At 69.6% G+C, this 8,949-nt stretch carries 6 protein-coding genes and 1 pseudogene; 3 read left to right on the top strand and 4 right to left on the bottom strand.

All coding sequences use genetic code 11. From position 1 onward, the window contains the following. Both ACFYMM_RS43920 and ACFYMM_RS43915 read left to right on the top strand, forming a co-directional pair. Positions 1 to 162 (top strand): annotated as a pseudogene (locus ACFYMM_RS43920) (GntR family transcriptional regulator); the annotation flags it as partial. 169 nt (positions 163 to 331) lie between these two features. Next, positions 332 to 2,761, top strand: a complete 2,430-nt coding sequence (locus ACFYMM_RS43915; RefSeq protein WP_388398362.1) for a SpoIIE family protein phosphatase — start codon at positions 332 to 334, stop codon at positions 2,759 to 2,761. Positions 2,762 to 2,777: 16 nt separating this feature from the next. Here ACFYMM_RS43915 and ACFYMM_RS43910 read toward each other — a convergent pair whose 3' ends face one another. From ACFYMM_RS43910 to ACFYMM_RS43895, 4 genes are all read right to left on the bottom strand, one after another. Then, positions 2,778 to 3,212 carry a VOC family protein gene (locus ACFYMM_RS43910; RefSeq protein WP_388398360.1) on the bottom strand — a complete coding sequence of 145 codons (435 nt, stop codon included), beginning with the start codon at positions 3,210 to 3,212 and terminating at the stop codon, positions 2,778 to 2,780. 27 nt (positions 3,213 to 3,239) lie between these two features. After that, positions 3,240 to 4,796, bottom strand: a complete 1,557-nt coding sequence (locus ACFYMM_RS43905; protein ID WP_388398358.1) for an alpha-L-arabinofuranosidase B — start codon at positions 4,794 to 4,796, stop codon at positions 3,240 to 3,242. A 141-nt stretch (positions 4,797 to 4,937) separates the two neighbouring features. After that, complete coding sequence (locus tag ACFYMM_RS43900) at positions 4,938 to 6,506, bottom strand: alpha-L-arabinofuranosidase B (protein ID WP_388398355.1); 1,569 nt, start codon at positions 6,504 to 6,506, stop codon at positions 4,938 to 4,940. Positions 6,507 to 6,601: 95 nt separating this feature from the next. Further along, positions 6,602 to 8,155 (bottom strand): alpha-L-arabinofuranosidase B, encoded by a 1,554-nt coding sequence (locus tag ACFYMM_RS43895; protein WP_388398352.1) that lies wholly within the window; start codon positions 8,153 to 8,155, stop codon positions 6,602 to 6,604. A 726-nt stretch (positions 8,156 to 8,881) separates the two neighbouring features. Between ACFYMM_RS43895 and ACFYMM_RS43890 the strand changes: the two genes are divergently transcribed. Continuing rightward, a partial coding sequence (locus tag ACFYMM_RS43890) for a LacI family DNA-binding transcriptional regulator (RefSeq protein WP_388397362.1) occupies positions 8,882 to 8,949 on the top strand: 68 nt, incomplete at its 3' end.

The following is an 8,949-nucleotide window of genomic DNA, read 5'->3' as shown; positions in this document are numbered from 1 at the left end:
ACCCTCGCCGAACACGAAGCCATCTTCAACGCCCTGTCCACCCGCGACCCCGCACTCAGCCAGGCCGCCGCACTGCTCCACGTCAGCAACACCGAGCAAGGGCTCAGGGAACACCAGCGCTCGAGGGAGGCCCTGACCGTCGGCACGGCACCACTCGCGTGACCGCCGGGCCGAGCCGGTCTTCGAGGCCCCCACCGGGCCCTGGCCCGGGGGTGCGGCCCGTCGGCGGGTTGAGCAGGGTGTGCCGTGGCGGGATGCTGGAGGCAGCGCCCGTGATGGCTGACGCGGCGCCGTACCGGGAGGCGAGAGGAACGACGCCGGGAAACCTTCCATGGACCACGAAACCGACAGGACCACAGGAGCGAGGGACGCGGGGGCACCCGAGGACTTCGTCGTCGTCATCGACGCCCGCGGAGCCGTCATGGCGTGGAGCGCCGGAGCGGGACGACTGCTCGGGTACGAGTCCGAGGAGGTCGTCGGCCGTCCGGCGGCCTCCCTGCTCTCCGCGAGGCTGCCCACGGCGCTGCGCCGCCACCTGGCCGCCGGCGAGTCGTGGACGAGTGACGTGGCGCTGCGGAAACGGGACGGGGACCGGGTCAAGGTGCAGCTCCGGGGCACGCCGCTGGCGGACCGGGCGGCCCGGACCTCATGGGTGGTCACCCCGGCGGCGACGACGTACCCCGCCGCGCCGGCCGACGCGGGGACGGCGGAACTGTGGGACCTCACGCTCGCCCAGCTCCCGCTGCCCGTGGCCGTCTACGACCACGAGGCCCGGTTCGTGGCCTGCAACCAGGTGATGAGCCGTGCCATGGGGCTCACACAGGAGGAGATGAGGGGCCTGACACTGTGGGAGATCTACCCCGCCCCGCCCCTGGACGAGATCGACCGCCTTCAGCGGCAGGTCGTGCGCACCGGGAAGAGGATCTTCCGCGAGGAGCAGCCGTTCCGCGCCTCCGGTGAGGTCCGCGATCACGCCTGGTCCGTCTATCTGTCCCCCCTGAAGGGCCGGGCGGGCGAGGTGCTCGGGGTGTCTGCGGTTGTCATCGACATCACCGGACAGTACTGGGCCCGGCGCCGTCTGGCGGTGCTGAACGACGCCGGCGCCCGCATCGGCAGCACCCTGGACGTGACCCGGACGAGCGAGGAACTGGCCGAGGTGGCGGTGGCCGGGTTCGCCGACTTCGTCACCGTCGACCTGCTGGAGACGGTCGTCCAGGGGGACGAGCCGCAACCGATACCGCCCGACACGCCGGTGCAGTTCCGCCGTATCGCGCAACGGTCGGTGCTCTCGGGGTGCCCCGAATCCGCGGTCCGGGCGGGCGACGTCGATGTCTACCCGCCCGGCTCACCACCGGCACAGACCCTGATCACCGGCCGGGGTGCCCACTACCGTGCCGGCGACCCGCGACTGCGCGAGTGGACGACGGCCTCCCCGGCGCGAGCCGAGAGCATGAGACGGTTCAGGGTCCACTCGGTGATGATGGTGCCACTGCGCGCGCGAGGCATCACCCTGGGCGTGATGCACCTCCTGCGGCACCGGACGGCGGACGCCTTCGGCGAGGACGATCTGGTCCTCGCCGAGGAGATCGCCGCCAGGGCGGCGGTGAGCATCGACAACGCCCGCCGCTACACCCGCGAGCGCCGGACCGCGCTCGCCCTCCAGCGCAGCCTGCTGCCCGCGCGGGTGCCACGAGTGCGGGCGGTGGACCTCGCCTACCGGTACCTCCCCGCCGGTTCGGGGGACGAGATCGGCGGCGACTGGTTCGACGTCATCGCCCTGTCCGGAGGACGGGTCGCGCTGGTGGTGGGTGACGTCGTGGGCCACGGGGTGCGCGCCTCGGCCACGATGGGCCGGCTGCGCACCGCGGTACGCACCCTCGCGGACGCCGACTTCTCACCCGACGAGCTGCTCACCCGCCTGGACGACCTGGTCATCCGTCTCGACCGGGAGGAGGGTCCCGAGGCGCGCCGCGAGGAGGGCGCCTCCGGAGAGGTCGGCGCCACCTGTCTGTACGCCGTCTACGACCCCGTCGCCGGCGTGTGCGACCTGGCACGGGCCGGCCATCCGCCGCCCGTCCTGGTGACTGCCGACGGCACCGCACAGGTCGTGGAGCTGCCCGCCGGGCCGCCGCTCGGTCTGGGCGGGCTGCCCTTCGAGGCCGCACGGATCGCCATGGGTGAGGGAAGCCTTCTCGCCCTCTACACCGACGGCCTGATCGAGACCCCCGGCCGCGACATCGACGTCGGCCTCGACCTGCTGACCGAGGCACTGCGCCGTCCGGCCGCCGAACTGGAGGAGGCCTGCGACGAGGTGCTGCGCAAGGTACGGTCAGATCCGGCTGCCGACGACATCGTCCTGTTGCTGGCTCGCACGTCCGGTCTCGGGGCCGACCGGGTGCGCACCTGGCGGCTGCCCGCCGACCCCGCGGCCGTCGGCGGAGCCCGCCGTATGGCGACCGAACAGCTGGCCGCATGGGGAATGGCCGAGCTGGTCTTTCCCACCGAGCTGATCGTCAGCGAGCTGGTCACCAACGCCATCCGGTACGGCGCTGCCCCCATCGAGCTACGGCTCATCCGCGCCGACGCCCTGATCTGCGAGGTCTCCGACGGCAGCAGCACCGCCCCGCACCTGCGACGGGCCCGGATCTTCGACGAGGGCGGACGCGGACTGCTGCTCGTCGCCCAGGTGGCCGAGCGCTGGGGCAGCCGCCACACCCCCGCCGGCAAGACGATCTGGGCCGAGCAGTCCGTGCCGGACTGAGCCTCCCGGAAGAGGCTCAGTCCAGACAGAACTCGTTGCCCTCGACGTCCTGCATCACGATGCACGACTCGTTGTCGCCATCGGCGGGCAGGAGTCGCACACGGGTCGCCCCGAGGGCCACGAGCCGTGCGCATTCGGCCTCGAGCGTGGCCAGGCGTTCCTCACCGACGAGTCCGGTGCCGACCCGCACGTCGAGATGCACCCGGTTCTTGACGACCTTGCCTTCGGGCACGCGCTGGAAATACAGGCGCGGGCCCACACCTGACGGATCGGCGCATGCGGACCACGCACCCCGATCGGCGGGCGGCAGCGAGCGATCGAACTCGTCCCAGGTCGAAAACCCCTCCGGTGGCGGCGGTACGACGTACCCCAACACCTCGCACCAGAAGCGGGCGACGCGCTCGGGTTCCGCGCAGTCGAAGGTGACTTGGAACTGCTTGATCGATGCCATCCGCCCACCCTAGGTCAGGGTCTCTCGTCAGCTCCAGGGAGAAGCGGTGAGCCAGCTGGTGTCCTGGGCCCACGACGACGTGGAGTCCCAGGCGTTGGAGCCGCCGTTGCTGGCGATGTAGGCCGTGAAGTTGTAGTGGCGGATGTACTTGGTCGGGAAGTTGACGGACTGGAAGGAGTGGCCGACCCCGCTGTTGCCCGTGGTGGGGCAGAAGGTGGCGTCCTGCGCGAAGCTGCCGCCGCCGTTGTCCGTGTTCAGGTAGAGCTCGTAGTTGGAGTGGCGCAGGTACTGGCCGGGGTTGTTGGCGGACTCGAAGGACAGGCAGGAGCTGTTGGCCAGGCCGGCGCGGACGATCCAGGTGGCGTCGGCCTTGTCGGTGGCGGAGCTGGAGGAGCTGATGTTGGAGATGACGACCTTGGTGTCGGCGTCGTCGTGGCGGAGGTAGTCGTTGGTGCAGCAGGGGGCGGTGGTGGCCTGCAGGGAGATGCGGGAGCCGGGGGTGAGCGATCCGGTGCTGGTGGAGCCGCTGTTGTAGCCGGCGGCGGTGATGTTGGCCTGTACGGCGTTCTCGGTGGCGTCGGAGGGGTAGCCCGAGGTCATGACGCCTTCGTAGAACGTGCCTTGGGCGCCCTTGCTGTTGTCACCGCCGATGCCCAGGATGATCGATCCTTCCTTGTGCATCGGGTTGTAGCCGGAGACGTTGGGGCGCACACCGTTGTAGAAGGTGGACAGGCTGCCCGACTGGGCGTCGCCGCCGCGGATGGCCCACTGGTTCGGGCCGCCCTTGACCATGGCGGTCAGGAACCGGTTGTTGACGCTGGGGTCACCCGAGTTGAGGTGCTGGTTCACGCCGGAGAACAGGCCGTTCTCCAGGTCGGCCATGATCCAGGGGCCGTTGCCGCTGCCGGAGCCCCAGACCTTGTTGTTGCCGAAGTAGATGGCCTCCATGTGACCGTTGCCGGTGTCGTGGTCGTTGGTCTCGGCGTTGCCGTAGTCGAAGCAGCAGCCGCCGTTGAAGTGGGTGCCGTCGAAGATCGCGTACTCACCCTCGGCCTGGTCGCCGGTGGCGATGCCGGTGGTGTGGTCGTTGCGGTAGCCGGTGCCGGGGGCGACGTAGAGGCCGTAGGCCTCGTGCCCGCCGACGGTGACGGGCGCCTCGAAGGCGTTGGCCAGGTTGTCCGGCCCGCTTGCGGCTCCGCCCGCGGGTGCCTGGGTGAGGTTGTTGCCCTTGCCGGACTGGTCGTAGATGTCGGTGATGACGCAGCTGGTGTTCGCGCAGAAGGAGTCCTGCGCGGCGGCGTTGGCGAATCCGCCGGGGCTCAGCACGCCGATGTCCTTGGTCGTGTTGTCGGAGGCGCGCTTGATCTGGTACAGCGGGCCGTTGTACGTCCCGTACAGGGCGCGGGTGGTGCTGTGCGCGGCGACGCAGGGGGTGCCACCCGCGGCGTAGATGTCGCACGGCCCCTGGGTGGCGGCCTGGGAGGTGGTGGCCGTGGTGGTGAGCAGACCGGCGGCGAGCGCGGCGGTGGCACCGGCCGCGAGCAGCGCGCGTCTGACGCTGCGTATCCACGGTGGCTTGAACATGAAGAAACTCCTTCACAGGGTGGGTGATGTGCGCGTCGACGAACTGCCGGTGTCCGGCTGTGCGGATGCGTGTTGCGTCGACGCCTCCGGGTCCGGTGCGGATCGGCTCTCTTCGGCACCGGACCCGGGGCTTGTTGCTCGTCAGCTCCAGGGAGAAGCGGTGAGCCAGCTGGTGTCCTGGGCCCACGACGACGTGGAGTCCCAGGCGTTGGTTCCACCGTTGCTGGCGATGTAGGCCGTGTAGTTGTAGTGGCGGATGTACTTGGTCGGGAAGTTGACGGACTGGAAGGAGTGGCCGGCCCCGCTGTTGCCCGTGGTGGGGCAGAAGGTGGCGTCCTGCGCGAAGGAGCTGCCGCCGTTGTCCGTGTTCAGGTAGAGCTCGTAGTTGGAGTGGCGCAGGTACTGGCCGGGGTTGTTGGCGGACTCGAAGGACAGGCAGGAGCTGTTGGCCAGGCCGGCGCGGACGATCCAGGTGGCGTCGGCCTTGTCGGTGGCGGAGCTGGAGGAGCTGATGTTGGAGATGACGACCTTGGTGTCGGCGTCGTCGTGGCGGAGGTAGTCGTTGGTGCAGCAGGGGGCGGTGGTGGCCTGCAGGGAGATGCGGGAGCCGGGGGTGAGCGATCCGGTGCTGGTGGAGCCGCTGTTGTAGCCGGCGGCGGTGATGTTGGCCTGTACGGCGTTCTCGGTGGCGTCGGAGGGGTAGCCCGAGGTCATGACGCCTTCGTAGAAGGTGCCTTGGCCGGTGTTGCTGTTGTCGCCGCCGATGCCGAGGATGATCGCGCCTTCCTTCTGCATCGGGTTGTAGCCGCCGACGGTGGGGCGTATGCCGCTGTAGTAGGTGGACAGGCTGCCCGACTGGGCGTTGCCGCCGCGGATGGCCCACTGGTTCGGGCCGCCCTTGACGATGGCGGTCTGGAACCGGTTGTTGACGCTGGGGTCGCCCGCGTTGAGGCCGCGGTTGACCCCGGAGAACAGGCCGTTCTCCAGGTCGGCCATGACCCAGGGGCCGTTGCCGCTGCCGTGGCCCCAGCCCGTGCTGTTGCCGAAGTAGATGGCCTCCATGGTGCCGTTGCCGTCGTCGTTGCCGGTCGTCTCGGCGTTGCCGTAGTCGAAGCAGCAGCCGCTGTTGAAGTGGGTGCCGTCGAAGATCGCGTACTCGCCCTCGGGCTGGTCGCCGGTGGCGATGCCGTGGGTGTTGTTGTTGCGGTAGCCGGTGCCGGGGGCGACGTAGACGCCGTAGGCCTCGTGCCCGCCGACGGTGACCGGTGCCTCGAAGGCGTTGGCCAGGTTGTCGTTGCCACCCGCGGCCGGCCCGGGCCAGTGGCCCTTGAGCGCCTGGGTGAGGTCGTTGCCCTTGCCGGACTGGTCGTAGATGTCGGTGATGACGCAGCTGGTGTTCGCGCAGAAGGAGTCCTGCGCGGCGGCGTTGGCGAATCCGCCGGGGCTCAGCACGCCGATGTCCTTGGTCGTGTTGTCGGAGGCGCGCTTGATCTGGTACAGCGGGCCGTTGTACGTCCCGTACAGGGCGCGGGTGGTGCTGTGCGCGGCGACGCAGGGGGTGCCACCCGCGGCGTAGATGTCGCACGGCCCCTGGGTGGCGGCCTGGGAGGTGGTGGCCGTGGTGGTGAGCAGACCGGCGGCGAGCGCGGCGGTGGCACCGGCCGCGAGCAGCGCGCGTCTGACGCTGCGTATCCACGGTGGCTTGAACATGAAGAAACTCCTTCACGGGGTGGTTCGGGCTGGCGCCCGCGGGTCCGGTGCGGCTTCGGCCCTCATGGGCGCCACCGGACCCGTGGGGTTGCTCGTCAGCTCCAGGGGGAGGCGGCGAGCCAGCTGGTGTCCTGGGCCCAGTTCGAGGTGGTGTCCCAGGTGTTGGTGCCGCCGTCGCTCGCGATGTAGCCGGTGAAGCTGTAGTGGCGGATGTACTTCGAAGGGTAGTTGTAGGACTGCAGCGAGTAGCCGGTGCCGCTGTTGCCCGGCTTGGGGCAGAAGGTGGCGTCGGCGGCGAACTGGCTGGTGCCGTCGTTGGGCTGGAGGTGGAGCTGGAACGCGTAGTGCCTGAGGTAGGTGCCGGACGTGTTGGCCGACTCGAAGGAGACGCAGTTGCTGTTGGCGAGGCCGGCGCGGACGATCCAGGTGGCGTCGCCCTTGACGGTGGCGGAACTGCCGGAGGTCACCGGCGCGATCGCGACCTTGTCGTCGCTCGTGTCGTGCTGCAGGTAGTCGCCGGTGCAGCAGGAGGTGGTGGCCTGGAGCGACACCTTCGCGCCCGGGGTGAAGGGGGTGGTGGTGCTGTAGCCGGCCGCGGCGATGTTGGCCTGGACCGCGGCGTCGGTGGCGTCCGAGGGGTAGCCCTTGACCATGGCGCCCTCGTAGAAGGTGCCCGCGCTGGCGTTGTGGTTGGTCTGGCAGCAGTCGCCGCCGCTGCCGAGGATGATGGCACCCTGCTTGTGCATGGGGCTCCATCCGCTGGGCAGCGCGCCGTTGTAGAGCTGGGTCAGGCTCCCGGACTGGGCGTTGGCGCCCTTGAGGGCCATCTGGGTGGTGCCGTTGTTCTTGAACATCGCGGTGACGAAACGGCTGGTCTCGGAGACCTGGCTGGGGTTCCACGCCTTGCTGCCACCGCTGAACAGGCCGTTTTCGATGTCCGCCTGCACCCACGGCCCGGTGCCGCTGCAGCCGCCGAACCAGCATTCCGTGCTGAAGTTGATCGCGTCCATGGCGCCGTTGCCGTCGGCGTGGTGGTCGGTCTCGGTGTTGCCGTAGTCGAAGCAGCAGCCGCCGTTGGCGTGGGTGCCGCTCGTGATCATGTACTCGCCCTCGGGTGAACTGCCGGTCGGCACGCCCCCGGCGGAGTTGTAGGCGAAGTAGCTGTTGCCGGGGTTGATGTAGAGCGCGTAAGCCTTCTGGCCGCCCACGCTCACCGCTTCCGTGGTCGCGGTGGCCGCCGTGTCGGCTCCGCCGGTCCCGCCGGGCCCCTGGTAGACCAGGGTGTTGCCGCCGCCGGTCTGGTCGTAGAGGCGGGTGATGGTGCAGGTGGTGCCCGCGCAGAAGGAGTCCTGTGCCGCGGCGTCGGCGACGCCTCCGGCGGACAGTACGCCGATGTCGTGCAGCGTATTGTCCGAGGCCCGCTGCACCTGGTAGAGCGGGCCGTTGTAGGAGGCGAACAGCGCGCGGGTGGTGCTGTGCGCGGCGGCGCACGGCGTACCGCCCGCCGCGTAGATGTCGCAGGGCCCTTGTGCGGCGGCCTGTGAGGCGCCGCTGAAGGCGACAAGGCCGGCGAAGGCGAGCGCCACCGCGGCCAGGGAGGCGACCAGCCACCGGCGCAGTTGGCGGAAATCGTGCAGGGCGGGCACCATGAACTCCCTCGTTCAGTGAGTACGGGACAGCGAGCCGCTCCCCACCCGGCTCCCGGTGGGGTGATGGGCGTTGGGGTGGGCTGATGGGTCGGGGGCGGGCGGGCGTGTCCGGGCGAGCGGATCCCACCGACGGCCCGCCCGCGCATTGTTAGCGCTAACAATTTGGAGCGACCGGCTTGTCACTCGATCGTTCGGATTAAGCCATGACTATCGGCAAACTCCGGAAGGACGTCAAGACGTCGATCAACGATTTCTTTCACGAGGAAGGTCGCGACGGACCCGCCTCAAAGGGGAGCCGCATCCCCGGGCATGTCCGTTGTGTCCCCGGGCTCGCCGCGGTCTTTGCGCGTAGCTGACAATTGCCGACTGCTGCTTCAAGCGCCCGGGGGCGGACTGATTCCAGTTACCTGCCGAGCGGCTCTGGCGCCTGGTCATCCACCGCGCAGGTCGTGTGAACCGGTTCGACTATCGACGCCTCCGCGGCGGTCCGGGAAGCGGGCGCCAGGGGGTGTCGGTCGGCGCCACCTGTACTGCAGGCTCCCACCGCGGCTCATGGGGCAGGTGAATTGCGCCCCGGGGTATTGACAGGCGTAGAGGTGGTTTCTACCTTCGCTTCACACGAACCGGTTCGACAACCGGTCCTTCTCGACCCTGACCCGTCCCTGAACCTCACGACCGGTGGGCACTCCCTGCCGAGTTGTCGAACCGGTTCGAAAGGAGCGACTCGTGAACATCGGTGAGATCGCCCGGCGGGCGGGTGTCTCGCGGAGCACCGTGTCGTACGCGTTGAGCGG

The organism is Streptomyces sp. NPDC006739 (genome assembly GCF_042869815.1).
Taxonomy (GTDB): domain Bacteria; phylum Actinomycetota; class Actinomycetes; order Streptomycetales; family Streptomycetaceae; genus Streptomyces.
Note: the sequence above shows the minus strand (reverse complement) of the source record. Positions and strands in the feature narration are given on the sequence as shown.